General features: G+C 72.5%; 23 protein-coding genes. 18 read left to right on the forward strand and 5 right to left on the reverse strand.

Annotated features, from left to right (window positions below; translation table 11 throughout):
- The first annotated feature begins 96 nt into the window (after window positions 1–96).
- Both ACFMQL_RS27325 and ACFMQL_RS27330 read left to right on the forward strand, forming a co-directional pair.
- On the forward strand, window positions 97–564 hold the full coding sequence (locus tag ACFMQL_RS27325; RefSeq protein WP_378787696.1) for a Dps family protein: 468 nt from the start codon (window positions 97–99) through the stop codon (window positions 562–564).
- Window positions 565–885: 321 nt separating this feature from the next.
- Window positions 886–1,908 (forward strand): alkaline phosphatase PhoX, encoded by a 1,023-nt coding sequence (locus ACFMQL_RS27330; protein WP_364055110.1) that lies wholly within the window; start codon window positions 886–888, stop codon window positions 1,906–1,908.
- Window positions 1,909–1,941: 33 nt separating this feature from the next.
- Here the strand turns inward: ACFMQL_RS27330 and ACFMQL_RS27335 are convergent, their stop codons facing one another.
- Window positions 1,942–2,817 carry a helix-turn-helix domain-containing GNAT family N-acetyltransferase gene (locus ACFMQL_RS27335; protein ID WP_364055107.1) on the reverse strand — a complete coding sequence of 292 codons (876 nt, stop codon included), beginning with the start codon at window positions 2,815–2,817 and terminating at the stop codon, window positions 1,942–1,944.
- 94 nt (window positions 2,818–2,911) lie between these two features.
- On the opposite strand from ACFMQL_RS27335, the gene ACFMQL_RS27340 reads away from it, so the two are divergent.
- Together ACFMQL_RS27340 and ACFMQL_RS27345 are read left to right on the forward strand one after the other, a co-directional pair.
- Window positions 2,912–3,826, forward strand: coding sequence for a beta-propeller fold lactonase family protein (locus ACFMQL_RS27340; protein ID WP_364055104.1), 915 nt, complete (start codon window positions 2,912–2,914; stop codon window positions 3,824–3,826).
- Window positions 3,827–3,878: 52 nt separating this feature from the next.
- Window positions 3,879–5,210 carry a N,N-dimethylformamidase beta subunit family domain-containing protein gene (locus tag ACFMQL_RS27345; protein ID WP_378787699.1) on the forward strand — a complete coding sequence of 444 codons (1,332 nt, stop codon included), beginning with the start codon at window positions 3,879–3,881 and terminating at the stop codon, window positions 5,208–5,210.
- 83 nt (window positions 5,211–5,293) lie between these two features.
- On the opposite strand, the gene ACFMQL_RS27350 is transcribed toward ACFMQL_RS27345, so the two are convergent.
- Window positions 5,294–6,763, reverse strand: coding sequence for a glycerol kinase (locus ACFMQL_RS27350; protein WP_364055098.1), 1,470 nt, complete (start codon window positions 6,761–6,763; stop codon window positions 5,294–5,296).
- A 152-nt stretch (window positions 6,764–6,915) separates the two neighbouring features.
- On the opposite strand from ACFMQL_RS27350, the gene ACFMQL_RS27355 reads away from it, so the two are divergent.
- Window positions 6,916–7,941 (forward strand): 6-phosphofructokinase, encoded by a 1,026-nt coding sequence (locus tag ACFMQL_RS27355; protein ID WP_364055095.1) that lies wholly within the window; start codon window positions 6,916–6,918, stop codon window positions 7,939–7,941.
- A gap of 125 nt (window positions 7,942–8,066) precedes the next feature.
- On the opposite strand, the gene ACFMQL_RS27360 is transcribed toward ACFMQL_RS27355, so the two are convergent.
- Window positions 8,067–9,161 (reverse strand): MHYT domain-containing protein, encoded by a 1,095-nt coding sequence (locus ACFMQL_RS27360; RefSeq protein ID WP_378787701.1) that lies wholly within the window; start codon window positions 9,159–9,161, stop codon window positions 8,067–8,069.
- Between the two features lie 227 nt (window positions 9,162–9,388).
- On the opposite strand from ACFMQL_RS27360, the gene thiI reads away from it, so the two are divergent.
- The gene (gene thiI / locus ACFMQL_RS27365) at window positions 9,389–10,600 is read left to right on the forward strand and encodes a tRNA uracil 4-sulfurtransferase ThiI (RefSeq protein ID WP_378787703.1); all 1,212 of its coding nucleotides are present in this window, start codon (window positions 9,389–9,391) and stop codon (window positions 10,598–10,600) included.
- Window positions 10,601–10,655: 55 nt separating this feature from the next.
- On the opposite strand, the gene aroF is transcribed toward thiI, so the two are convergent.
- Window positions 10,656–11,696: a 3-deoxy-7-phosphoheptulonate synthase gene (aroF, locus tag ACFMQL_RS27370; RefSeq protein WP_378787705.1), complete on the reverse strand. Its 1,041-nt coding sequence runs from the start codon at window positions 11,694–11,696 to the stop codon at window positions 10,656–10,658.
- A 240-nt stretch (window positions 11,697–11,936) separates the two neighbouring features.
- Between aroF and ACFMQL_RS27375 the strand changes: the two genes are divergently transcribed.
- From ACFMQL_RS27375 to ACFMQL_RS27395, 5 genes are read left to right on the forward strand one after another with little or no spacing between them, the layout of a single operon-like run.
- Entirely contained in the window at window positions 11,937–12,533 is a 597-nt protein-coding gene (locus tag ACFMQL_RS27375; protein WP_364057518.1) for a molybdopterin-dependent oxidoreductase, read from the forward strand.
- Window positions 12,534–12,587: 54 nt separating this feature from the next.
- The gene (locus tag ACFMQL_RS27380) at window positions 12,588–13,766 is read left to right on the forward strand and encodes a histidine kinase (protein WP_364055084.1); all 1,179 of its coding nucleotides are present in this window, start codon (window positions 12,588–12,590) and stop codon (window positions 13,764–13,766) included.
- A 58-nt stretch (window positions 13,767–13,824) separates the two neighbouring features.
- On the forward strand, window positions 13,825–14,565 hold the full coding sequence (locus tag ACFMQL_RS27385) for a LytTR family DNA-binding domain-containing protein (protein ID WP_364055081.1): 741 nt from the start codon (window positions 13,825–13,827) through the stop codon (window positions 14,563–14,565).
- Window positions 14,566–14,578: 13 nt separating this feature from the next.
- Window positions 14,579–14,929: a hypothetical protein gene (locus tag ACFMQL_RS27390; RefSeq protein ID WP_364055078.1), complete on the forward strand. Its 351-nt coding sequence runs from the start codon at window positions 14,579–14,581 to the stop codon at window positions 14,927–14,929.
- Window positions 14,926–16,416 carry a cation acetate symporter gene (locus tag ACFMQL_RS27395; RefSeq protein ID WP_364055075.1) on the forward strand — a complete coding sequence of 497 codons (1,491 nt, stop codon included), beginning with the start codon at window positions 14,926–14,928 and terminating at the stop codon, window positions 16,414–16,416. The genes ACFMQL_RS27390 and ACFMQL_RS27395 overlap by 4 nt, the downstream gene beginning before the upstream one ends.
- Window positions 16,417–17,027: 611 nt before the next feature.
- On the opposite strand, the gene ACFMQL_RS27400 is transcribed toward ACFMQL_RS27395, so the two are convergent.
- Entirely contained in the window at window positions 17,028–17,867 is an 840-nt protein-coding gene (locus ACFMQL_RS27400) for a deoxyribonuclease IV (protein ID WP_364055072.1), read from the reverse strand.
- 190 nt (window positions 17,868–18,057) lie between these two features.
- Here ACFMQL_RS27400 and uraD point away from each other — a divergent pair, with 190 nt between their 5' ends.
- The 7 genes from uraD to ACFMQL_RS27435 are packed head-to-tail and all read left to right on the forward strand — an operon-like array spanning window position 18,058 to window position 22,697.
- Entirely contained in the window at window positions 18,058–18,573 is a 516-nt protein-coding gene (gene uraD, locus ACFMQL_RS27405; RefSeq protein ID WP_364055069.1) for a 2-oxo-4-hydroxy-4-carboxy-5-ureidoimidazoline decarboxylase, read from the forward strand.
- A complete protein-coding gene (gene uraH / locus ACFMQL_RS27410; protein ID WP_364055066.1) occupies window positions 18,570–18,869 on the forward strand; it encodes a hydroxyisourate hydrolase in 300 nt (99 codons plus the stop codon). Before uraD ends, uraH begins: the two co-directional genes overlap by 4 nt.
- A complete protein-coding gene (gene pucL / locus ACFMQL_RS27415) occupies window positions 18,870–19,730 on the forward strand; it encodes a factor-independent urate hydroxylase (RefSeq protein WP_364055063.1) in 861 nt (286 codons plus the stop codon).
- 5 nt (window positions 19,731–19,735) lie between these two features.
- Window positions 19,736–20,596 (forward strand): FAD binding domain-containing protein, encoded by an 861-nt coding sequence (locus ACFMQL_RS27420; protein ID WP_378787711.1) that lies wholly within the window; start codon window positions 19,736–19,738, stop codon window positions 20,594–20,596.
- Window positions 20,596–21,066, forward strand: coding sequence for a (2Fe-2S)-binding protein (locus ACFMQL_RS27425; RefSeq protein ID WP_364055057.1), 471 nt, complete (start codon window positions 20,596–20,598; stop codon window positions 21,064–21,066). Before ACFMQL_RS27420 ends, ACFMQL_RS27425 begins: the two co-directional genes overlap by 1 nt.
- Complete coding sequence (locus ACFMQL_RS27430; RefSeq protein WP_364055054.1) at window positions 21,063–22,448, forward strand: 8-oxoguanine deaminase; 1,386 nt, start codon at window positions 21,063–21,065, stop codon at window positions 22,446–22,448. Before ACFMQL_RS27425 ends, ACFMQL_RS27430 begins: the two co-directional genes overlap by 4 nt.
- 36 nt (window positions 22,449–22,484) lie before the next feature.
- Window positions 22,485–22,697, forward strand: coding sequence for an EF-hand domain-containing protein (locus ACFMQL_RS27435; protein WP_364055051.1), 213 nt, complete (start codon window positions 22,485–22,487; stop codon window positions 22,695–22,697).
- Window positions 22,698–22,838 lie beyond the last annotated feature (141 nt).

The raw sequence follows: 22,838 nt of genomic DNA on the forward strand, positions 1-22,838 counted from the left end.
ATTATTGCAGTGTCAATGTCTCCGGCCCGGAAGAAGCGGAGGGGGAGATTGGTTGGGGGCAGGTGTAAACACCGACAGGCGGGGAGGAAAGTAGTCATGGCTACCATCACCGGACCTCTTACGGACGACGCCAAGAACACCGTCGTCGACGCTCTCCAAGGCGCCCTCGTCGACCTCATCGACCTCACCCTGGTCGCCAAGCAGTTCCACTGGAACCTCATCGGCTCCCACTTCCGACCCATCCACCTGCAGCTCGACGAGCTCGTCTCCATCGCGAGGGAGCACGCCGACACCGTCGCCGAGCGCGTGGTCGCCCTGGGGGCCAACCCCGACGGCCGCGCCGCCACCGTCGCCCGCGACACCAAGCTCCAGCAGCCCGAGGGCGGCTGGCAGGAGGACGGCAAGGTCGTGGCGGCCATCACCGAGATCCTCAGCGGCATCAGCAAGCGCATGTACGAGCGCATCGAGGCCACCGACGAGCCCGACCCGGTCAGCCAGGACCTGCTCATCGCCGTGGCGAAGGAGATCGACAAGCAGCACTGGATGTTCCAGGCGCAGCGCTGACCCACCACGGCACCACCGGCTCACGGCGGGCGGGCGCCGTACGACGAAGGAGAGCCCGGGCACGCGGCCCGGGCTTTCGCATGCCCGGAGGCGATGGCCGCCGAGGTTTTCCCGCCCGATCGCAGGAAGGCGGGAAACGATTCCATCGTCACGTACGGTGACGCTCGCCCCCGGCAGGGGCGGGCCTCCTCCCGGAACGATGTACGGAGCGTCACGGCCCGGCCGATCACAGGCGGGGTTTGCGGATTGTTTGATTACCCGAGTCCCTGCCATTCATGTCCGTGCGGTCGACTAGCGTGGCACCTAGAGGGAGGCCCCACGATGTCGCACAAGACTCTCCTCCGCACGGGCCCGCTCTTGCCGGGCGGCATCAGCCCGTACGGTCCGCTCGGACTGCCGGGTCCCGACGGCCTGGCGCTGCCCCCGGGGTTCACCGGCCGGGTGGTGGCCCGCAGCGGTGCGAAGGTCGCCGGTCTGACCTGGCACGCCGCCCCCGACGGCGGCGCCTGTTTCCCCGACGGCGACGGCTGGATCTACGTGTCCAACTCCGAGCTGCCCCTGCTCGGCGGCGCGTCGGCGCTGCGCTTCCGCCCCGACGGCAGCATTGGCGACGCCTACCGGATCCTCTCCGGCACCGATCTCAACTGCGCGGGCGGCGCCACGCCGTGGAACACCTGGCTGTCGTGCGAGCTCGGCCACCGCGGTCGCGTCTTCGAATGCGACCCGTACGGCGCCCGCGCCGCGCGCCCCCGCCTGGCGATGGGCCGGTTCAAGCACGAGGCCGCCGCCTGCGACCCCGAGCGGCGGGTGATCTACATGACGGAGGACGAGCCCGACGGGTGCTTCTACCGGTTCCGGCCGAGCGACTGGGGCGACCTGACGGAGGGCACGCTCGAGGTGCTGTGCGAGTCGGGCCGCTGGGAGCCGGTGCCCTCGCCGGCCGCCCTGCTCAAGGAGGCCCGCCACCAGGTCGACGACGCCCGCCACTTCGACGGCGGCGACGCCTGCCACTACGCGGGCGGGGTGTGCTACTTCACCACCAAGGGCGACACCGGCCTGTGGGCCTACGACGCGCAGACCTCCACGCTCGACCGGCTCTGCGAGGGCGTGCGCGCCATCACCGCCGCGCCGTCCGGTGACCTCTACGTCGCCAGGGAGCGCCCCGAGATCGACGTGATCGCGCCCGACCGTGCGGTCACGCCGTTCCTGCGGCTGGAGGGCCACGACGGGGCGGAGCTGACCGGGCTGGCGTTCTCGCCGGATGGGCAGCGGCTCTACTTCTCGGCCAGGCGCGGCCGCACCGAGGGCCAGACGTTCGAGGTCACCGGCCCGTTCCGCCCCTGACCGGCGGGCCGGCGGCGGTCCGGGCACCGGCGCTCACGCGGAGCCGGCCGCGGGTGGCGTGGACAGGTCGAGCGTCCACATCTCCTCGACCAGCTCGATCCCGTTCTCCGAGCCCTTCTCCGACGACTCCAGCTCGAACCCGGCCGCCCGGTAGATCCGCCGCGCGCTGGTCAGGCAGTCGCGGGTCCACAGCGTGATGCGCCGGTAGCCCTCGGCGCGGGCGTGCCGTACGCACTCGTCCACCAGCCGCCGCCCGATGCCGAGGCCGCGCGCCCACGGCTCGACCAGCAGCAGGCGCAGCTTGGCGGTCTCGTCGTCCTGCCGCATGCAGAAGATGCACCCGGCCCGCTCGCCGTCCACCTCGGCGATCCAGCCGGTGTCGTGCGCGGGGTCGAACCCGGCCACGATCCCGGCGACGAGCTGTTCGAACGCGGTGCCCCAGCCGTACTCGGCGCTGTAGAGCTCGCCGTGCCGGTAGGCGACCCAGCCGAGGTCGCCGGTGCGCGGCGGCCTGATCACGTACGAGCGCCGCTCCCGCGTCCCGTCGAGCACCTGCCGGATCGTCGCCATGCCCTCGACCAGCCGCGCCTGGTCCCCGTCGGACAGCCCGCCGAGCAGCTGCTCGATCTCCTCGCCGGAGCGCCGGTCGAGCGCGGCGAAGACCTCCGCGCCCTTCGGGGTGAGGCTGACGAGCTGCTTGCGCCCGTCGGACTCCGAGCGCTCGCGCTCCACGAGCCCGTCGTTGCCGAAGCGGGTGAGGATGCGGCTGAGGTAGCCCGCGTCCAGGCCGAGCAGCGCGCGCAGCTCGCCGGTCTCCAAGCGGCCGGCCTGCGCCAGCTCGAAGAGCACGCGCACCTCGGTCAGCGAGTACGGCGAGTCGAGCAGCCCCGCCTGGAGCGCGCCGATCACCTTCGTATAGAACCGGTTGAAGGCTCTTACCTGAGAAACCCTTGCCTCTGTCAACGAACTCATTGCCTTAGTCAACCATAGGAGGATCCCCGCTGTGAAGCACGTGCGCATTGGCGGATACGGTCCCGGCATCGTCACGATCGGCGATGGTGAGGCACGCGGCCTCGCACGGGTGACGGCGCCGTCGTTCCTGGCCGCCCACCCGACGCTCCCGGTGCTGTACGCCGTGGGCGAGCTCGAACGCGGCTGGCTCACCGCCCTGGAGGTCACCGGCGAGCTGACCCCGTTCGACGAGCGCCCGAGCGAGGGCCACAGCCCGTGCCACGTCGCGGTGGACCCCACCGGCACGCTGCTCGCGGCGGCCAACTACGGCGACGGCACCGCCGTGATCTATCACCTCGACGAGCGTGGCGCGTTCTCCGGTGAGCCGATCGTGCTGCGCAACGAGGGCTCGGGCCCGAACGCCGAGCGCCAGGAGGGCCCCCACGCCCACCAGTGCGTCTTCCACGACGGCCTGCTGCACGTCTCCGACCTCGGCACCGACGAGATCCGCCGCTACCGGCCCGACGGCACCCGGCTGGAGCCGATCAGGCTGAGCCCCGGCACGGGCCCGCGCCACTTCGCGTTCGCGGGCGGCCGCCTGTACGTCGCGGGCGAGCTCGACGGCACCGTCACCCTCATCGAGGGCGAGCGCCGCACCACCGTGCCCGCCTCGCAGCAGGACGGCGCCAACGCGCCCTCGCACCTCCAGGTCGAGGGCGACCTCGTCTACGTCGCCAACCGCGGCCCCAACACCGTCACCGTGCTGCGCGCCGGCGACCTGTCGCGGGTGGCCGAGGTGCCGACGGGCGGCGACTGGCCCCGCCACTTCGCCATCGACGGCGAGGTGATGTACGTGGCCAACCAGTACGCGAACAAGGTCACCCGCTTCGCCCTGCGCGACGGGGTGCCCGAGCCGGACGGCACCTCGTACGAGGTGGACAGTCCCGCCTGCGTGCTGATCGTGTAAGGAGTTCACCAAGTCGCCGCCGATCCGGAGGGCGGGCCCCGACCATGGCCTCGTGCGCAAGGTGCCCGTCGTCGCCGCCCTCCTCGTCGTGCTCGCCGCCGGCTGTGGCGAGCCGCCTCCGTCCGCGCCCGTCCCCGTCGATCCGCGGATCCCGACCGAGCTGGACGTGCAGGAGTCCTGGCGGATCACCAGGCTCGGCGCCGACCACGAGATCGAGGGGTACGCCGACCGGGTGAGCGTGCTGCCCGGCCAGCCGCTGCGCCTGCACGTCTCGACGACCGCGCCCCGCTTCACCGCCCGCGCCTTCCGCATGGGCGCCAACCCGGCCAAGGTGTGGGAGTCCGACCCGGTCAAGGGCACGCGGCAGCCCCCCGCCAAGGTCGTGGACGGCATGGTCACCGCCGCCCACTGGCCGCCCTCCCTGACCGTGGACACCACGGGCTGGCCGGAGGGGTCGTACCTCATCAGGCTCGACGCCTCCACCGGCGCCCAGCGGTACGTGCCCGTCACCGTGCGCTCGGCCTCCACCGTCGGCCGCGTGGTGCTGGTGAACGCGGTCACCACCTGGCAGGCGTACAACCTGTGGGGCGGGCGCAGCCTCTACACGGGCCCGGGCGGGTACGCCGGCAGGTCGCGCGCCGTCACCTTCGACCGCCCGTACGACGGCGTCGGCGCCCGCCTCTTCCTCGACTTCGAGAAGGAGGTCATGGCGGTCGCCGAGAAGAGCGGCGTGCCGCTCGCGTACCTCACGAACCTCGACCTCGTGCCGGGCGCGCTCGACGGCGCCCGCGCGGTGATCTCGCTCGGCCACGACGAGTACTGGACGCCCGGCATGCGCCAGGTCGTCACCCGCGCCAGGGACAGCGGCACCAACCTGGCCTTCCTCGGCGCCAACGCCGTCTACTGGCGCATCGCCGTGCACGGCAGGACCGTCGCCTGCGACAAGGAGAGCCAGTGCCGGCTCTGGCGCGACACCCGCCCGGAGAGCGCGCTGGTGGGCCAGATGTACGACTGCTTCCCCGCCGAGGGCGCCTACCGCGTCACCAGGCCGGATCACTGGATCTTCGCCGGGACGAAGGGCCGCGTCTTCCCCGGGCTGGTCGGCGTGGAGACCGACCGGGTCTCGCGCGGCTCGCCCGCGGGGGTGCAGGTGCTGGCCGAGTCGCCGTTCTCGTGCGGCGGGCGGCCCACCGTCGCGCACAGCACCTACTACACGGCGCCGAGCGGGGCCGGCGTGTTCGCCTCCGGCACGATGCGCTGGGTGTGCGGGCTGCGCGGCAAGCGCTGCGGCCACGGCGTCACCGACGACGCCGCCGCCTTCATCCGCCGCGCCACCATCAACATCCTCACCCGCTTCGCCCAGGGCCCCGCAGGCCGAGCGTGAGCCTTCGCCCAGCGCTCTATGGGGCGAGCCTGAGCCTTGGCCCAGGTCCCGTGTGGCGAGCCTGAGCCCAGTCCTCAGCCCGGTCAGGTGTGGCGGGCGGCCGTGCGGGTCAGCTCGACGGCGGCCCGCCAGCGCGCGTACGCCGCCTCGTCCCGCTCACCGGGCTCGAAGCGCCGGTCGAGGAGCCACGTCTCGCGCAGCTCCGCCTCCGACCCCCACACGCCCGCTCCGAGCCCGGCCAGGAACGCCGCGCCCAGCGCCGTGGTCTCCTGCACGGCCGGCCGCTCCACGGCGGTGCCGAGCTGGTCGGCCTGGAACTGCATGAGCAGGTCGTTGGCGCTGGCACCGCCGTCGGCCTTGAGCACCGGCACCGACCCGGCCGTCATCGACTCCACCACGTCGCGCACCTCGAACGCGATGGCCTCCAGCGTCGCCCTGACCAGGTGCGCCCGCGTCGTGCCGCGCGTGATGCCGGTGATCAGCCCGCGCGCGTCCGGCTCCCAGTGCGGCGCGCCGAGGCCGGTCAGCGCGGGCACGAACACCACGCCGCCGCTGTCGGGCACCGTGCGCGCCACCGCCTCCGATTCCGGCGCGGTGCCGATCAGCCCGAGCCCGTCGCGCAGCCACTGCACCGCCGCGCCGGTGACGAAGATCGACCCCTCCACCGCGTACGTGCGCTCGCCGGACGGCGTCTGCCAGGCGACCGTGGTCAGCAGCCCGTTCTCCGGCCTGGTGATCTTGTCGCCGATGTTGGCCAGCACGAACGAGCCGGTGCCGTAGGTGCACTTCACATCGCCCACGTCGAAGCAGGTCTGCCCGAACAGCGCCGCCTGCTGGTCGCCGGCCACCCCGCTGATCGGCACGTCGAGCCCGAGGAAGACGGACGGATCCGTACGCCCGAGCGGCCCGTAGTTGGGCACGATCTCCGGCAGCGCCCGCTCGGGCACGCCGAACAGCTCGCACAGCTCCGGCTCCCAGCCGCCGGACGCGAGCCCGTACAGCAGGGTGCGGGAGGCGTTGGACGGGTCGGTCACGTGCTGCGCGCCCGCCGTCAGCCTGGCGATGAGGTAGGAGTCCACCGTCCCCACGGCGATGTCGCCGGACTCGACGCCCGCCCACACCCCGGGGTCGTGCTCGGCCAGCCAGGTGAGCTTGGTGGCGGTGAAGTACGGGTCGAGCCGCAGCCCGGTCAGCTCGCTCACCCGCGGCTCATGACCGGCGTCGCGCAGCCGCACGCACAGCCCGGCGGTGCGGCGGTCCTGCCAGACGATGGCCCGGCGCGGCGCGGCCAGCGTGTGGCGGTCCCACAGCACGGCGGTCTCGCGCTGGTTGGTGATGCCGACGCAGGACGGCCGCAGCGAGGTGCCGCGCAGCGCGGCGGCGCAGGCCGACAGCGTGGCCTGCCAGATGTCCTCGGGATTGTGCTCGACCCAGCCGGGCTCGGGGAAGTGCTGGGCGAACTCCTCGTATCCCTTGCTCGCCACGCTTCCGTCCTCGGCGACGACGAGCGCCGTCACTCCCGTCGTCCCGGCGTCGATGGCCAATACGCTCACGAAAACTCCTCCTCGATCGATGGCGGCACGAGCGGGCGCCCAGGTTTCATTCCCCAGCCTCGCGTTTGGTCTAGACCACTGCGTGTGATGCCGGGCACAATGCGAGTCTGACACTAGGTCTGGTTCGTGACCCCTATCGGGAGGAACCCGCCATGCGTATTGGAGTGCTCACCGGAGGCGGCGACTGCCCCGGCCTCAACGCCGTCATCAGGGCAGTGGTGCGTAAGGGGGTGAGCGTCTACGGGCACGAGTTCGTCGGCTTCCGTGACGGCTGGCGCGGCCCCCTCGAAGGCGACACGATGCCACTCGACATCCAGGCCGTGCGCGGCATCCTCCCGCGCGGCGGCACCATACTCGGCTCCTCCCGCACCAACCCGATGAAGATCGAGGGCGGTGTCGACCGGATCAAGGAGAACCTCGCCGCGACCGGCGTGGACGCGCTCATCGCCATCGGCGGCGAGGACACCCTCGGCGTCGCCAAGCAGCTCTACGACCGCGGCGTCCACGTCGTGGGCGTGCCCAAGACCATCGACAACGACCTGTCCGGCACCGACTACACCTTCGGCTTCGACACCGCCGTCAACATCGCGACCGAGGCCATCGACCGGCTGCACACCACCGCGGAGTCCCACCACAGGGCGCTCATCTGCGAGGTCATGGGCCGCCACGCCGGCTGGATCGCGCTGCACGCGGGCATGGCGGGCGGCGCCAACGTCATCCTCATCCCGGAGAAGCCGTTCGACATCGACCGCGTCTGCGAATACGTCGAGTCCCGCTTCCGCACCCGCTACTCGCCGATCATCGTGGTCGCCGAGGGCGCGCACCCGGTCGAGGGCCAGATGGCGCTGCAGACCAGCACGCTCGACGCGTTCGGCCACGTCCGGCTCGGCGGCATCGGCGAGGTGCTGGCCAAGGAGATCGAGAAGCGCACCGGTAAGGAGGCCCGCACCACCGTGCTCGGCCACATCCAGCGCGGCGGCACCCCCACGGCCTACGACCGGGTGCTCGCCACCAGGTTCGGGCTGCAGGCCATCGACGCGGCGCACGAGGGCGACTACGGCAAGATGGTCGCGCTGCGCGGCACCGACATCGTCCGCGTCGGGCTCGACGAGGCCACGGCCGAGCTCAAGACCGTGCCGGTCGAGCGGTACGAAGAGGCCGAGGTGTTCTTCGGCTGACTGTAAGCGGCCTGCAAGCGCGCGGCCGTACCGTCGGGGTCAGCGGGGTCAACCGCTACAACCCCCTCAGGGTACGGCCTGCGCCGCGACACGTCGGCGGCCCACCTGTGCGTCGCAGGCCGTACTCATGACATAGATCGACCGTGGGGCGTGCCGGAGAGATCGGTCTCGGCACGCCCTCCGCGTTCGCGCGGCGCGCCCGCGAGGCCCGCCGGCCTTCTCGCCGCCGTCTTCTGTCGTCCCGGCGTTCGCCCGCTCACCGGCGCCTGCTGCGCATCGGCTGCTGCCGGGCGGCGGGCTGCGGCTGGGCGGCCTGCATCGGCTGCTGCTGCCTGGGCTGCGCCGGTTGCATCGGCTGCATCGGCTGCGGCGCTGGCGACCGGGGCCGCGAGCGGGGCGGAGGCCCCCGCCGGGTAGGTCAGCTGCTGCTGTTGCTCGGAGTTGCGGCGGCGCTCCTCCAGCTTGGCGAGCAGCTCGGCGTCCTCGCTCAGCTCCTCCTCGGAGGGGGACAGGATCACCATGAGCAGCATGGTCAGCGTGATCAGGCTGATCACGGTCATGAGCGGGACGAGGAAGTCCAGGGCGTCGGCGCCGAGCACCTCGCCGGGCTGCGGGTCCACCGTGACGTGCATCGCGAACATGCCGGTGTAGTGCATGCCGGCGACCGCGAGGCCCATGACGAGGGCGGCGCCGGTGATCCAGATGGGCTTCTTGACCCGGGTGGTGAACCAGAGCGCGACGGTGGCCGCCACGACCGCGATGACGACGGAGAGGCCGACGAGCAGGCGGTCGTAGGAGACGCGGGCCGACATGTTCATCGCGTACATGCCGAGGTAGTGCATGGAGGCCACGCCGAGGCCGGTGAGCAGGCCGCCGCCCAGCAGCGCGGGCAGCCGGCCGTTGCCGTAGGAGACGAGGAACAGGCCGGTGCCGACGACCACGACCGCCACGAGGGCCGAGGCCGCGGTGAGCCAGACGTCGTACTTGATCTGGGTGCCCTCCACCTGGAAGCCCATCATGGCGATGAAGTGCATGACCCAGATACCCGTGCCGCCGATGGAGACGGCCGCGCCCAGCAGCCAGCGCACGCGTGCTCCGCCGCGTGAAGCGTGCGCCTGGGCGGTCAGCCGCAGCCCGAGCATCGAGCCGATGCAGGACATGACGTACGCGAGCAGCGGCGTGAGCAGTCCGTAGGTGAAGTGGTCCACAGCGGAGGTCATCTATCGGTCCTTGCGAATTAGGGGTCCACGGATTTTGCCATCCTGGATGTCCTATTCGCATGGATATTGCAACTATCTGTCAACTTAACCGGTCGGGAACATGAGAAGTGCTCACAGCTGAGTGATCTCCGCAGGCGAGCGAGCCGCAGTCCGGCGCGGACTAAACTCAAGACGTCGCGACGTTGCCATCAACGGCCGCGTTTCCCCATCTTCCCGGAGGTTCCACCATGACGATGTCCGCCCTGGGCGAGCCGTGCGTTCTGCTCAAGCTGGGCGAGATCGTCCTCAAGGGCAAGAACCGCGAGCTGTTCGAACGCCGTCTGATCGGCAACATCCGTGACGCGCTCAAGAGCGTCGGCGTCCAGGTGGACGTGCGCAGGCGGCACGGCGTCATCGCGATCTTCCTGCCCAAGGGCGCCACCGCCGAGCAGGCCGAGAGCGTCGCTCAGCGCGTCGCCGACGTGCCCGGCCTGGTCTGGATCCACCGCGCCTGGCGCGTCGCCAAAGACCCCGACACGGTGCTCAAGGCCGGTCTCGAGCTGGCCGGTGAGAGCGAGGTGGCCAAGCGCGGCGGCACCTTCGCCGTCCGCTCCCGCCGCCGTGACAAGCGCTTCCCGCTCAGCTCCAACGAGCTCGACCGGCTCGTGGGCGGCGCCATCAACGACGAGTACAAGCTGCCCGTCGACCTGAGCAAGCCCGACCTGACGGTCTTCATCGAGGTCGACAGGGACGAGGTGTTCGTCTTCACCGACGGCATCCCCGGCCAGGGCGGCCTGCCGGTCGGCAGCAGCGGGCGGGCGCTCGTGCTCATGTCGGGCGGCATCGACTCGCCGGTGGCCGCGTACCGCATGATGCGGCGCGGGCTGCACGTCGACTTCCTCCACTTCTCCGGCATCCCGTTCACCACCTCCGAGTCGATCTACAAGGCGTACGCGCTGGTCAAGAAGCTCGACCGGTTCCAGGGGAAGTCGCGGCTGTGGGTGGTGCCGTTCGGCAAGGCCCAGCAGTCGATCCGCAACTCCGGCCAGGACCGCCTGGCGGTGATCGCCCAACGGCGGCTCATGCTCAAGACCGCAGAAGAGGTCGCCCACCGCATCCACGCCTCGGCGCTGATCACCGGCGACGCGCTCGGCCAGGTGTCCTCCCAGACGCTGGCCAACATCACCGCCCAGGACAACGCGGTCGACCTGCCGATCCTGCGGCCCCTGGTCGGGTGGGACAAGACGGAGATCATGGCCGAGGCGCGGCGCATCGGCACGCTGGAGATCTCCGAGCTGCCCGACGAGGACTGCTGCTCGCTGCTCGCTCCCCGGCGGGCCGAGACCAGGGCCAAGATCGAGGACCTCAAGCAGATCGAGAAGCGGCTCGACGCCGAGGAGCTGTGCGTCCAGCTCGCCGACTCCATCCAGGAGTACACGATCTGCGCCGGCCCGCCCTGAGGCCCACTGAGACCGTCTGAGGCGCCCGGGGGAGGGGTTCCCCGGGCGTCACGCGTCAGGCCGTGGCAGGGGCGGCGGCCGGGGCGGCGGTCTTGCCGAGCAGCGGCGGGAAGTCCGTCATGATCTGGGCGAGCGCCCCCAGATCGGCCTCCACGAGCGCCTGCGGGCCGTCCACGAGGGCCTGCTCGGGCTGCGGATGCACATCGATGATCACCCCGTCGGCGCCCGCCGCGACCGCCGCCCTGGTCAGCGGCAGCACCAGGTCGCGGTGCCCGCCCGAGTGCGACGGGTCCACGACGACCGGCAGGTGCGACAGGCGCTGCGCCACCGGCACCGCCGAGACGTCCAGCGTGTTGCGGGTGGCCGTCTCGAACGTCCGCACGCCCCGCTCGCACAGCACGATGTCGAGGTTGCCGCGCTGGGCGATGTACTCGGCGGCCATCAGCCACTCCTCGATGGTGGCGGTCATGCCGCGCTTGAGCATCACCGGCCGCCCGGCCGCGCCGACGGCCTGCAGCAGCGCGAAGTTCTGCATGTTGCGGGTGCCGATCTGCAGCATGTCGGCGTACGAGGCCACCAGCTCGACGTCGCGGACGTCCAGGACCTCCGTGACGATCGGCAGGCCCGTCTCCGCGCGCACGTCCGCCAGGATGCGCAGGCCCTGCTCACCGAGGCCCTGGAAGGCGTACGGGGAGGTGCGCGGCTTGAACGCGCCCCCGCGCAGCAGCACCGCGCCGGCGGCCTGCGCCATCCTGGCCGCCGCCAGCGTCTGCTGGTGCGTCTCCACCGCGCACGGCCCCGCGATCAGCGTCACGGTGCCGGGGCCGATGGGCACGCCGCCCACGTGCACGGTGGAGCGTTCCGGATGGTTCTCCCTGCTGACCAGCTTGTACGGCGTCGAGACCCGCATGACGTCGCGCACCCCGCCCATGCCCCGCAGGGCGGCGGCGTCGAGCTGCGTCACGTCGCCGACCAGGCCGACGATCGTCCGGCTCACACCCTTGCTGACGAACGCCTCGACTCCGGCCGCCTCGACGACCGACACGATAGCCGCGAGATCGTCCGCGGTGGCCTCCGGGCCCATCACGATCACCATGTGCTGCTTCTCCTTGTCCGGAAAACGCGAAAGGCCCCGGGTCCTGTGCGGACCCGGGGCCTTTCGTTCGCCTGTGTGCTAGCGCAGCGTCACATGGCGAGCGGACTCGGGTCCGTCGCCATACCAAAACAGGAACGCTGCGTGCATAGCCCCAAACAATAGCGCACCGCACCCGCTGCCGAGCCACTCGGCGTGCGATGGCAGGATGGCGTGAGACGCGAGACGGTGAAGGGAGTGTTCGTGGAGGAGTCGCGCCTGCCCCCAGGTCAGTACGTCCCACGCGGCAGGCCCGTGATCCACTACGGTCGCGTGCCCACGTTCAAGCCCGAGACCTGGGACTTCCGCGTCTTCGGCGCGACCGCGTCCGGCGAGGAGCACGCGCTGCGCTGGCCCGAGTTCGAACGGCTGCCGCGCATCACGCGCGTCGAGGACTTCCACTGCGTCACCAAGTTCTCGCTCATGGCCAACGAATGGCGCGGCGTCACCCCGGCCACGATCATGGACATCGCGCCGCCCGACCCCGGCGTGCGCCACGTGATGATCTGGGCCGAGTACGGCTACAGCGCCAACCTGCGCATGTCCGACTTCACCGCGCCCGGCACGCTGTTCGCCCTGGAGCTCGACGAGAAACCGCTCAGCCCCGAGCGCGGCTACCCGGTGCGCATCGTGGTGCCCCACCTGTACGCCTGGAAGAGCGTCAAGTGGGTGCGCGGCATCGAATACCTGCTGGAGGACCGCCGCGGCTTCTGGGAGGAGCGCGGCTACCACAACATCGCCGACCCCTGGCGCGAGCAGCGCTACTCCTACCAGGAGGAACCCGGCGAAGGACCGGACTGATCTCACCGTCCGTTCCCGCCCGCGCACGCTGCGTTTGCGGCTACGGTGTGCCGCATGCCGATCATCGCGTGCGTGGCGCCGCCCGGCGCTCCCGTCCTGCTGGGGGTCCTCCTGCCGGGGGCCTTCGCGCTGGGGTACGCGCTCGCCAGGGCCGCCTGCCGCCGTCAGGCGCCGCCGCGCAGGGCGGACGACGCCACGTTCGCCACGCTCCACGTCGCCGCCATGGCCGCGCCCGCCCTGCGCGCGGGCCTCGACCGCGACTCCGCCCGCAAGGCCGTACGCCACCTGCGCACGCTGCTCGGCACCCGGGCCGTCGCGCTCACCTCGGCGGACGCGGTGCTGGCCGCCGACGGGCCCGGCGCGGGCGGCGTGCTCGGCCACGCCCAGGCCGCCCTGGCCGCCGGGCGGGCGCAGGTCTTCCCCGACGAGCCGTACGGGGCGGTGGTGGTGCCGCTGACCGTGGACGGCACCGTCGTCGGCACGCTGGCCGCGCTCGACGACGAGGTGAGCGCCGCGCTCGTGCGCACCGTCACCGAGGTCGGCCGCTGGGTGTCCGGCCAGCTCGAGCTCGCCGAGCTCGACGCCTCACGCCGGCGCGCCATGGAGGCCGAGATGCGCGCCCTGCGCGCCCAGATCTCCCCGCACTTCGTCTACAACGCGCTCACCACGATCGCCTCGTTCGTCCGGACGAACCCCAGGCGGGCCCGCGAGCTGCTGCTCGACTTCGCCGACTTCTCCCGTTACGCGCTGTGCCGCGCCCACGACTTCACCACCCTGGCCGACGAGCTGACCTGCGTCGACCGCTACCTGCTGCTCGAACGCGCCCGCTTCGGCGACAAGCTGCGCTTCAGCATGCAGGTCGCGCCCGAGGTGCTGCCGGTGCCGGTGCCGTTCCTGTGCCTGCAGCCCCTGGTCGAGAACGCCATCAAGCACGGCATGCGCGGCCGCGGCGAGCCCGGCGAGGTGCGGGTGGTGGTCCGCGACGCCGGGCCGGAGGCGCACATCACGGTCGAGGACGACGGCGCGGGCATGGACCCCGAGGCCGCTCGCCGCCTGCTCGACGAGGACCCCGCCCGCGAGGGCAGCGGCATCGGCCTGGCCAACGTGGACCTGCGCATGCGCCAGATCTACGGCGACGGTTACGGCCTGGTCGTGGAGACGGCGCTCGGCGCGGGCACGAAGGTGCGGCTGCGCGTCCCCAAATTCCACCATCATCTCTCCGTAGTCGAATAATTACGCTATGCTGGTGTGTCTCTTGTGACCTCTGCTTTCATACGACAGCGTGGTGGACATGCTGAGAGTGCTGGCCGTCGACGATGAAGTGCCTGCTCTGGAGGAGCTCGCCTACTTGTTGCGCCAGGACGACCGCATCGAGCACGTCACGACCGCGGCCGACGGCGTCACGGCCCTGCAGGACATGGTGCAGATGATCGGCGGCGGCGAGCGGCTCGACGGCGTGTTCCTGGACATCCGCATGCCCGGTCTCGACGGGCTCGACCTCGCCCGGCTGGTCGGCGGGTTCCCCAGCCCGCCGCGGCTGGTCTTCGTCACGGCCCACGAGGAGTGCGCGGTGCAGGCGTTCGAGCTGGAGGCGGTCGACTACCTCCTCAAACCGGTCAGGGCCGAGCGCCTGTCCGAGGCCGTGCGCAGGCTTGAGGCGGCCACCTGCCCCGCGCCCGAGCCCGGCCAGGACGACGTCATCCCCGTCGAGCTGGGCGGGCGCACCCGGTTCGTGCCACAGCAGGCCGTCTGGTTCGCCGAGGCCAAGGGCGACTACGTACGCCTGCACACCGTCGACGGCAGCTACCTCGTCCGCATGTCGCTCGCCGCCCTCGAGCGGCGCTGGTCCGGCGCCGGGTTCATCCGCATCCACCGCAGCACGCTCGTCTCCGGGCGGCACGTCAGCGAGCTGCGGTTCGAAGGCGGGCGCGTCACGCTCACCGTCGGCACCGAGACCCTCCAGGTCAGCCGCCGCCACAGCCGCCAGGTCCGCGACCAGCTCGTCCGCCAGCACCGCGGCGTGATCCCGTGAGGAGCGTGACGCGTTGAGCGCGCAGCGGCGCGTCGTCGTACGGCGGCGCGCCGCGCTCCGGGGCTCCCGGCGGACGGCCGCGCTCGCCGGTCCCGCCGGTTCCGGCGACTACGGCCTGACCGGTTCCGCCATGTACGGCGTGGCCGGGCACGATGTGCCGGGCGTGCCGGCGATCGTGGGCCTGCAGCTGCGCCAGGCGCTGCGCACCGTGGGCGCCGTCGCCGCCCTGCTCGTCGGCGCCCCCGTGCTGGCCGCCTGGCTGCCCGAGCCGGGCGCGTGGGTGGCGATGTCGGTGGCCGTGCACCTCGCGTGGGTCGGGCTGGCCGTACGCCAGCTCAGACGCGCGGAGCGGCTGGAGCGATGACCGTCGCGGTGCTGACCGGGATCGCGTTCGTGTCGGTCCTGGGCGTGATGGCGGGTGCCGCGAGACCCCGGCGCTCGGTCGGCGTGGCCGACTTCCACGTGGCCGCGAGGACGGTGCCGCCCTGGTGGAACGGCGCCGCCATCACCTCCGAGTCCACCTCCGCCGCCGCCTGCCTCGGCACGGCCGGGCTCATCGCCATCCACGGCTCGCCGATGCTCTGGTATCCGGCGGGTGCGGCGGCCGGGTTCGTCGTCGTGCTGGCGCTGGTGGTCGCGCCGCTGCGGCGGTCGGGGACGTACACGCTGCCCGACTTCGCCGGCTGGCGGCTGCGCTCGGCCCGGCTGCGCCGCTTCACCACCGCCTTCGTGCTGCTCGTCGGGCTGGCGTTCCTGGTCGCGCAGTTCCACGCCGCCGGAGTGGTGGTGCGGCTGCTCACCGGGCTGCCGCCGTGGCTGGGCTGGGCGGCCGTGGCCGGGGCGGCTCTCGCCGTGGCGTACGGCGGCGGCGCGGGCAGCGTCACCAGCGTGCAGGCGTGGCAGTTCTGGCTGAAGCTGGTCGTCTTCCTCGGCGTCGGCCTGGTCTGCTGGTGGGCGGCCGGCTCGTGGCCGGTCCCGTGGCCGGAGGGCGCCTACCGCGCCGGTGGGGCCGGGCTCGCGGGGACGGGCGACCCGTCGCTGCCCGGCGTGCTGGCCGTGCTGCTGGCCTGCGCACTCGGCACGATGGGGCTGCCCCACGTCATCGTGCGCGTCTACACCAGCAAGGACGGCACGGGAGCCCGCCGCTCGATCGTCGCCGCCCAGGCCATGCTGGCCGCCTTCTGCGTGGTGCCGCCCCTGTACGGCGTGCTCGGCCACGTCCACGCCCGCGACGCCGCCGCCGACGAGATCGTGCTCCTGCTGCCCGCCAGGATGGTCCCGGGGGCCGCCGGCGAGCTGCTCACCGGCCTGCTGGCGACCGGGGCGTTCGCGGCCTTCCTGGCGACCGCCGGGGGCGTGCTGGTGGCCGTGGGCGGCGCGGTGGCGGCGTGCGTGCCCGGCGCGGGGGCGCGTGCCTTCCGTACGGCCGTACCGGCGGTCCTGGCGGCCGCGCTCGTCCTCACCGCCGTCTCCATGCCGGGCGTGTCGGTGGCGCTCGTGCTGCTCGGGCTCAGCCTCTCCGCGGCCACGCTCTGTCCGATGCTGGTGCTCGGCATCTGGTGGCGGCGGCTGACCGACGCGGGCGTCGCGGCCGGGTTCGTGCTCGGTGGGGGCGTGACGGGGGCGTTCGTGCTGGGGGAGCAGGTGGGTGTGAATCCGGGCGCGCTGACGTCCTGCCCCGCGCCCGTCGCGGTGCCCGCCGCGTTCGCCGCCATGGTCGTGATTTCCCTGGTCACGCCCGGTCGGCTGCCGCAGGGGGTGGGTTTCATGATGGCCAGGATGCATCTCCCCGAGCGACTCGCGCGCCCCCCTGCCTACCGTTCGTCGCGCCAGGACGACCGCTGGTCGTGAGACCACTCTCCGTATGGCGATGACTACTGACCGCTCAACGAGCTGCCCGTGAAGAGGGTTTCGCCCGCAAGATCGCAACCGTAGTGTTTCGGCATCGGAAGCCATCCCGGCGCATCGGGAGGGACGAGCCGGGGGGCTCACGACAGGCTCGATGCGCCGGCTTCACCGGCGACGCGCAGGTCGCCGCGGCGGCCGGGCCCTTGACCGGGGGGTAGGGCCCGCCACGCCGGATCCGTGAAGGGGCGCCCGCGAGGCCGCGCACCAGGGCCCCGCGATCCGGCACGCGGGGGCGGCCGTATCGCGCAAGCGGGCGCCCCTATCACGATCCCGGCGACGCCTTCCGCCCCACCCCGATCGCGGGGGTTCCCGTCTCCCGCGTGCGGGGTTCCCGCCTGCTCACGCTGCTCGCAGCGCCTGCTGCGGTGCATGGTGCTCCCACGTCGTTTGAGCGGATGCGTTGCCCTGCTTCCTCCGCCTGCCGGGGAAAGCGCGCACCGGCGCACCTCGACGTGGTAGCGCTCGCCCTGCTTCCTCCGCCTGCGGGGAAAGCGTGCCGCCCGGCTCTCACCGCCGCCCGCCGGCGGGGTGCCGGGCACCGCCGTCGAAGCCCGTCAGCCGTCGCGGAGTTTCTTCAGCAGGGCGATGTCCTCGGCGTGCTTCGGGGCCTTGCCCGGCGTCTCGATGCAGAGCGGGACCCCCGCCACCGCCGGGTGGCGCATCAGGTCGGCGAACGGCTGGATGCCGATGTGGCCGGCGCCGATGTTCTCGTGGCGGTCCTTTTTGGAGCCGCAGACGTCCTTCGAGTCGTTGGCGTGGATGAGCTTGAGCCGGCCGGGCGCGATGGCGTGCAGCGCGTCGAAGGTCTCCGTCACCCCGCCATCGGCGGCGAGGTCGTGGCCGGCGGCGAAGGCGTGGCAGGTGTCGAGGCAGACCCCGGCGCGCGGATGCCAGTCGAGCTGAGCGAGGTAGGGCTCGAGGTCCTGGACGGTGGCGCACAGCATGGCGCCCTGGCCCGCCATCGGCTCAAGGAGCAGGTCGGGCCCGCCGTCGGGGATCTCGTCGAGCAGCGGCAGCAGGTTTTCGCGCAGCTGGCGCATCGCGTCGTCGCGCGGCTGCGTGACCGCCGAGCCGGTGTGCACGACCACGCCGCGCGCGCCGGTCTGGACGCCGCGCCGCAGCGTGTGGCGGACGATCGCGACGGAGTTGGCCAGCGTCTCGGGGTTGGGCGAGCCGAAGTTGACGAGGTAGGGCAGGTGGATGAACGCCGGGACGCCCGACTCGGCGAGCTTGGCGTCCTCGTCGGGCTTGCCTTCGGTGAGCGCCCACCCGCGCGGGTTGGTGACGAACACCTGGATCATCTCGGCGCCGATCTCGGCCATGTACTTGAGGCCGCCCGTCGCCAGGCCGCCCGTGACGGACACGTGCCCGCCGATCAGGGATGTCACGGTCATGATGGCACCCAGTCTAGGGCCGCCGCCGGACACCTCCGCAGTTCAGCGCCGCCGCGCGAAACCGCGGCGCCCCGGACGTCACGAAGGCCCGGCGATTGGAGCATGACACGAAAAGTGCCCGCGTTCCTGGTCGTCAGTTGGGAGTTCTGGCGGATGGACCGGGCACGGAAGGGCTGTGTGTACTTCTGCCATGGCGCACCCGCACGACGGCAACCTCGCCGCGTTCAACGCCCGGCCCCGGGCCGAGGCCGTGGCGGACCTGCTCACCTGCTGTGCCTCCCCGGCGTTCGCCGAGGAGGTGGCGGCGCGCAGGCCGTACGGCGACCTCGACGACCTGCTCGACACCGCCGCGCGCGCCGTGCGGGACCTCGGCTGGGACGAGGTGCTGCGGGCGCTGAGCGCGCACCCCCGCATCGGCGAGCGCCCGGCGGGGGAGGGGAGACAGGCGGCCTGGTCGCGGCAGGAGCAGTCGGGCGTGCCCGACGCCCTGCGGGCGGCGCTGGCCGACGCCAACCGCGCCTACGAGCGCCGCTTCGGGCACGTCTACCTGGCGTGCGCCACCGGGCTCACCGGCGCGCAACTGCTGGCCAGGCTGGAGGAGCGGCTGGCCAACGACGAGGAGAGCGAGCGCGAGGTCGTCCGCGCGGAACTCGCGGCGATCGCCCGGCTCAGGCTGGCGAAGCTGCTGAAGGAGGAGGGGGCATGAGCCTGTCCACCCACGTGCTCGACGCGGTCACCGGCCGGCCCGCCGCCGGCCTGCGCGTACGGCTCGAACACGACGGCCGGGTGGTGGCCGAGGGCCGCACCGACGACGACGGCCGGATCAAGGGCTGGAACCCGGGCGCCGGGGTGCACCGGCTGGTCTTCGACACCGGGGCGTACCTGGAGGACACCTTCTACCCGGAGGTCGTCGTCACCTTCACCGTGGCCGACCCGGCCGCGCACCATCACGTGCCGCTGCTGCTCAGCCCGTACGCCTACAGCACGTACCGAGGGAGCTAGATGACCGTCAAGCTCGGCGCCAACCGCTACGGAAAGGCGGAGACCAGGCTCGTTCACGTGGTCAAGGACGGCCCGGTGCACCACCTCAAGGACGTCAACGTCAGCATCTCCCTGTCGGGCGACATGGAGGCCGTGCACCTGACCGGTGACAACGCCGCCGTGCTGCCCACCGACACGCAGAAGAACACCGTCTACGCCTTCGCACGCAAGTACGGAATCGGCCAGATCGAGGTGTTCGCGCAGCGGCTGGCCACGCACTTCGTGGCGACGCAGGAGGCCATCAGGCACGCCAGGGTGGAGATCGAGGAGTACGGCTGGCGGCGGCAGGGCCCGCACTCGTTCGTCCGCGACGGCGGTGAGGTGCGCACCTGCCTGATCCACCACGACGAGGACGGCCGCACCACGGTCGTGTCGGGACTGAAGGACCTGGTGGTGCTGAACACGACCGGCTCGGAGTTCCACGGCTTCGCCGTCGACGGGTACACCACGCTGGAGCCCACCACCGACCGCATCCTCGCCACCGCGGTCCACGCCCGATGGCGGCACGCCGGCGAGCCCGCCTCGTACGGGACGTCGTACGCCCAGGTCAGGCAGGCCCTGCTGGACGCCTTCGCGAACACGCACAGCCGCTCGCTGCAGCAGACCCTGTACGCCATGGGCGAGCGCACGCTGCTGACCTGCGAGGGGGTCTGCGAGATCCGGCTGGCCCTGCCCAACAAGCACCACTTCGCGGTGGACCTGTCGCCGTTCGGCCTGACCAACGACAACGAGGTCTTCTACGCCGCCGACCGCCCGTACGGGCTGATCGAGGGCGGCGTGCTGCGCGAGGACGCACCCGACGCCGGATTCGCCTGGGAGTAGACGCGATGGACTTCTTGCGCCCCACGACGTGGGAGGAGGCGCTGGCCGCCAAGGCGGACCGGCCCGACGCGGTGCCCATCCAGGGCGGCACCGACGTGATGGTGGAGATCAATTTCGGCGTGCGCAGGCCGGCCGCGCTGCTCGACCTCAACCGGGTGGCCGAGCTGCGCGAGTGGTCGATGACCGGGGACGCGTGCTGGCTGGGGGCCGGGGTGCCGTACGCGGTGATCGTCGACCGGCTCGGCGGCGAGCTGCCGGGCCTGGCGCAGGCCGCGCGGACGGTCGGCTCGCCGCAGATCCGCAACCGCGGCTCGGTCGGCGGGAACCTCGGCGCGGCCTCGCCCGCGGGCGACAGCCACCCGCCGCTGCTCGCCACGGGCGCGACGGTCGAGGTGGAGTCGCGCGACCGCGGCGTACGGATGATCCCGGCCGACGAGTTCTACCTCGGCGTCAAGCGCAGCGCGCTGGAGCCGGACGAGCTGATCAGGGCCGTGCACGTGCCGCGCGCCACGGGACCCCAGTACTTCTCCAAGGTCGGCACCCGCAACGCCATGGTGATCGCGGTGTGCTCGTTCGCGGTCGCGCTGCATCCGCGGGAGCGGCGGGTCGGCACCGGGATCGGCTCGGCCGCGCCCACCCCGCGCCGCGCCCTGGAGGCCGAGGAGCTGCTGGCCGCCGAGCTCGACTGGGACGCGCCGCTCGATCCCGCGCTGGCCCGGCGGTTCGGCGAGCTGTGCGCGCGGGCCGCCGCCCCGATCGACGACGTGCGCGGCAGCGCCGCCTACCGGGTGCACGCCATCGGCGTGCTGGCCCGCCGCACGCTCGCCTGGGCGTGGAACGACCACCTGGGAAGGAGGGCGGCCTGATGCGCGTCACGTTCACCGTCAACGGCCGCGAGGAGAGCGCCGAGGACGTCTGGGAGGGCGAGAGCCTGCTGTACGTGCTGCGCGAACGGCTCGGCCTGCCCGGCGCCAAGAACGCCTGCGAGCAGGGCGAGTGCGGCTCCTGCACGGTCTACCTCGACGACGTGCCGGTCTGCGCCTGCCTGGTGGCGGCCGGCCAGGCGGAGGGGCGGCAGGTGCGCACCGTGGAGGGCCTGGCCGAGGGCGACCGCCTCGACCCGGTGCAGGAGGCGTTCGCCGAGAGCGGGGCCGTGCAGTGCGGCTTCTGCACGCCGGGGCTCATCGTCCAGGCGCACGACCTGCTCGAACGCGTCCCGCACCCGTCGGACGCGGAGATCAGGGAGGCGCTGGCGGGCAACCTGTGCCGGTGCACCGGCTACGAGAAGATCCTCGACGCCGTACGCCTGGCCGCCGAGCGCAAGGCGGCGCCGTGACGCTGATCATCGACAACGTCCGCATCGCGCCCGTCTCCGGCCCCGAGATCCCCTCTGGCCACATCACGATCGAGGGCGACACGATCGCCGGGCTGGGCCCCGGCCCCGCGCCCGCCGCGCCGGGCGCCGAGCGCATCGACGGCGCGGGCTGCCTGGCCACCCCCGGCCTGGTCAACACCCACCACCACCTCTACCAGTGGGCCTCGCAGGGCCTGGCCCAGGACGCCACCCTCTTCGAATGGCTCGTGGCGCTCTACGAGGTGTGGGCCGCCATGGACGCCGAGGTCGTCGAGGGCGCCGCCACGGCCGCGCTCGGCTGGCTGGCGCTGTCGGGCTGCACCACCTCCAGCGACCACCACTACATCTTCCCCAAGGGCCGGGGCGACCTGCTGGCCGCCGAGATCGAGGCCGCCCGCGCGATCGGGCTGCGCTTCCACCCGGCGCGCGGCTCCATGGACCGGGGCCGCTCGCAGGGCGGTCTGCCGCCGGACGAGGTGGTCGAGGAGCTGGACGACATCCTGGCCGCCACCGCCGAGGCCGTGGACGCCCACCACGACCCGTCGCGCTCCTCCATGCTGCGGGTGGCGGTCGCGCCGTGCTCGCCGTTCTCGGCCAGCGGCGCGCTGATGACCGAGTCCGCCGCGCTGGCCAGGGACAAGGGCGTACGCCTGCACACCCATCTCGCCGAGACCCTCGACGAGGACGAGCACTGCCTGGAGCAGTTCGGGCTGCGGCCCGTGGACTACATGGAGAAGCTGGGCTGGCTCGGGCCCGACGTGTGGTTCGCGCACACCGTGCACCTGAGCGACGCCGACATCGGCAAGCTCGCCGCCACCGGCACCGGCTCGGCACACTGTCCCTCGTCCAACGGGCGGCTCGGCGCGGGCATCGCGCGGGTGTCGGAGATGCTGCGGCGCGGCGCGAACGTCGGGCTCGGCGTGGACGGCAGCGCCTCGTCCGAGCTGACCCCGATGGCCGGGGAGATGCGGCAGGCCCTGCTGTTCCAGCGCGCCCGCTACGGACCGCGCGCCCTGACCGCCGCGCAGGCGCTGGAGCTGGCCACGCTGGGCGGCGCGCGCAACCTCGGCAGGCAGGACGAGCTGGGCACGCTGGAGCCCGGCAAGCTGGCCGACGTCGTGCTCTGGCGAGTCGGCGGGCCGTTTCACGCCGCCGTCACCGACCCGGTCTGCGCGCTCGTCTTCGGGCCGCCTCCGCCGGTCGAGCTGGTGCTGGTCGGCGGACGTACGGTGGTCGCCGGCGGCGAGCTGCGCACGGTCGCCCAGGACGCGGCGGGACGGGCGGGCGCCGAGGCGCATCGCCGGCTGCTGCGGCTGGCCGCGGAACGCGGAGTCGCCGCCGCCCGCCGAATCCACGACGACTAATGTGGAGATATCCGGACGATCAGGAAAGGCGGTCCCGTGTCGGCGGAACTCCCAGACGAGCGGCTGGCGGAGCTCAAGAGCACCTTCGCGGCCATCGACACCGACGGCGACGGCTACATCACCGAGGCCGAGTTCAAAGCGCACTTCCCCGACCTGCCGGCGGAGGCGCTCGGGGCGATGAGCCAGGAGGCCGACTCCGACCAGGACGGGCGCTACTCCCTGGAGGAGTTCATCCGCACCCTCTCCTGACGGGCCACCCGCCTGCCGTCCCCGCCGCACCCCGCTCGGGGCGGGGCCCCGTGCGCGGAAAGCGCCGGGGTGCCGGTGCTCCCGCCCCTGGCTGGTACGCGAGCGGGCCGATGCGCCCCTGCTCCGAAAGCGCCTGGGCCG

Origin of the sequence: Nonomuraea fastidiosa (genome assembly GCF_042751225.1) — a bacterium.
Lineage (GTDB): Bacteria > Actinomycetota > Actinomycetes > Streptosporangiales > Streptosporangiaceae > Nonomuraea > Nonomuraea fastidiosa.

Coding starts and splice junctions, on each gene's coding strand:
- ACFMQL_RS27325 (WP_378787696.1), top strand. CDS start 97: ATGGCTACCATCACCGGACCTCTTACGGACGACGCCAAGAACACCGTC.
- ACFMQL_RS27330 (WP_364055110.1), top strand. CDS start 886: ATGTCGCACAAGACTCTCCTCCGCACGGGCCCGCTCTTGCCGGGCGGC.
- ACFMQL_RS27355 (WP_364055095.1), top strand. CDS start 6,916: ATGCGTATTGGAGTGCTCACCGGAGGCGGCGACTGCCCCGGCCTCAAC.
- ACFMQL_RS27360 (WP_378787701.1), bottom strand. CDS start 9,161: ATGACCTCCGCTGTGGACCACTTCACCTACGGACTGCTCACGCCGCTG.
- thiI (WP_378787703.1), top strand. CDS start 9,389: ATGACGATGTCCGCCCTGGGCGAGCCGTGCGTTCTGCTCAAGCTGGGC.
- aroF (WP_378787705.1), bottom strand. CDS start 11,696: ATGGTGATCGTGATGGGCCCGGAGGCCACCGCGGACGATCTCGCGGCT.
- ACFMQL_RS27380 (WP_364055084.1), top strand. CDS start 12,588: ATGCCGATCATCGCGTGCGTGGCGCCGCCCGGCGCTCCCGTCCTGCTG.
- ACFMQL_RS27385 (WP_364055081.1), top strand. CDS start 13,825: ATGCTGAGAGTGCTGGCCGTCGACGATGAAGTGCCTGCTCTGGAGGAG.
- ACFMQL_RS27395 (WP_364055075.1), top strand. CDS start 14,926: ATGACCGTCGCGGTGCTGACCGGGATCGCGTTCGTGTCGGTCCTGGGC.
- ACFMQL_RS27400 (WP_364055072.1), bottom strand. CDS start 17,867: ATGACCGTGACATCCCTGATCGGCGGGCACGTGTCCGTCACGGGCGGC.
- uraD (WP_364055069.1), top strand. CDS start 18,058: ATGGCGCACCCGCACGACGGCAACCTCGCCGCGTTCAACGCCCGGCCC.
- uraH (WP_364055066.1), top strand. CDS start 18,570: ATGAGCCTGTCCACCCACGTGCTCGACGCGGTCACCGGCCGGCCCGCC.
- pucL (WP_364055063.1), top strand. CDS start 18,870: ATGACCGTCAAGCTCGGCGCCAACCGCTACGGAAAGGCGGAGACCAGG.
- ACFMQL_RS27420 (WP_378787711.1), top strand. CDS start 19,736: ATGGACTTCTTGCGCCCCACGACGTGGGAGGAGGCGCTGGCCGCCAAG.
- ACFMQL_RS27425 (WP_364055057.1), top strand. CDS start 20,596: ATGCGCGTCACGTTCACCGTCAACGGCCGCGAGGAGAGCGCCGAGGAC.